The organism is Jonesia quinghaiensis DSM 15701 (assembly GCF_000423205.1).
Lineage (GTDB): Bacteria > Actinomycetota > Actinomycetes > Actinomycetales > Cellulomonadaceae > Jonesia > Jonesia quinghaiensis.
The window spans coordinates 1-1629 of sequence record NZ_AUHN01000002.1 but is presented as its reverse complement, the minus strand read 5'-3'; the positions used below and the strand labels follow the sequence as shown (position 1 = coordinate 1629).

General features: G+C 54.9%; 1 protein-coding gene and 1 pseudogene. Both read right to left on the bottom strand.

What is annotated here, in order from left to right:
• Positions 1 to 1208, bottom strand: a 1208-nt coding sequence (locus tag G538_RS18245) for a methyl-accepting chemotaxis protein (protein WP_051196398.1), incomplete at its 3' end; no start/stop codon positions are given.
• Positions 1209 to 1374: 166 nt separating this feature from the next.
• A pseudogene (locus tag G538_RS18095) lies at positions 1375 to 1629 on the bottom strand (methyl-accepting chemotaxis protein); the annotation flags it as partial.

The following is a 1629-nucleotide window of genomic DNA, read 5'->3' as shown; positions in this document are numbered from 1 at the left end:
GCTTCGATGGTTGCGTTCAGGGCGAGGAGGTTGGTTTGTTCGGCGATGGAGGTGATGAGGTTGACTACTGCACCAATTTCACGCGCACCGTTGCCTAGGTCGCTGATTGTTCCTGCCGTGGTTTGTGAGACGCTGACTGCGCGTGATGCAACTTGCGCTGCGTTGGAGGCGTTTTGGGAGATCTCTCGAATGGCGTTACCCATTTCTTCAGCGCCTGCTGCCACGGTTTGGATGTTGCGTGTCACTTGGTCAGCTGCAGCTGCCACGACGCCTGCTTGGGCTGAGGTTTCTTCAGCTCCTGCAGCAACTTGGGTGGAACCTGCTGAGAGTTCTTCTGAGGCTGCGGCTAGTGTTCCAGCAGATTCATTGACCACGAGGAGAGTGTCACGTAACTCTGTCATGGCGTCTCCAAGTGAACCAACCATCGTGCCTAACTCGTTCGCGGAGGTTGCTACGGGAATGCTGGTGAAGTCTCCTGCTCGCAGTGAATCGATGGACTGGGACACTCGGCGGATTGATGTCAGGATTTCGCGGACAACGTAGGTGGCGAATGCAAAACCAACGATTAATCCGACGAGCAGAACGACAATAAGGATGACGCGGGTTTGCTCAGTGAGTGTGGTGCCGTCAGCGTCAAGTTGTTGTGCGCTAGATGCTCGGTTCGATGCACCTTCGGTCATGAGTTCATTGACGGCGTCTGAACTGGGGTACAACGTGTTTTCCCAGTATGCAGCTGTGGCTGATTGGTTTCCTGTCTCGATGAGTTGAGCCCATTCTCCTCGCACATCATCGTGGAACTCTGTGATTGCAGTTTCGATAGCGTTGATGTTCCCTTGGTCGGTAGCCAAGGGGCGGTATTCCTCAACGAGATCCAAGGCGCCTTGTTCGCGCTCGTCGAGTTCCGCTAGTTGTTCGGAGATGTCTTCGCCTAGGTATGCCATGAGGGCAACGGCGCGGGTGCGTGAACCCTGGAATTGGCGTTGCATGTCGTACATGAGGGAAAGAGGGACAACCTCTTTCTCGTACATGTCAGTTTGCCCTTGAGACAGCGTATTTGCTGAGTTGATGGCGAGAATCCCCATAATGAGGGCAACGAGGCCAAGGATTGCGGCGGGCGTGAAAATGGGGACGGCCAACGGCAAGTTACGTGTGGAGAACTTACCCGAGGCGGGGGCCTGGGTGGCGGTGTATTGAGTCTCTGTGGACACGGTCGCTCCGGGGGATTGAAGGAGTGGTTACACCTGCCTTTCGGATCGATCTTCTCGCTTTACAGAAATTACGAGATGAATTGTTGACGTTGTGGTGTGGTTCACCCCGGCAAAAAGGTGGCGTCCCAGCGGTTTTGGCTGGGACACCACCTTGTTGGTACTACGTCTAGAGCCGGAATGTGGATACGCGGGTGCGTAATTGGGTGGCGAGTTGGGTGAGGTCCTGACTTGATTGGCTGATTTGGGTCACTACCTCACTGGTGCTTTCAGCCACGGTTGCTACAGCTGTGATGTTGTCAGTGATCTGCGCTGAACTGGTCGCCGCGTCGGCGACGGAGCGGGACATTTCGTTGGTGGTGGCTGTTTGTTCTTCGACTGCTGAGGAGATGGACATTTGGTAGTCGTTGATGGATGCGATGAT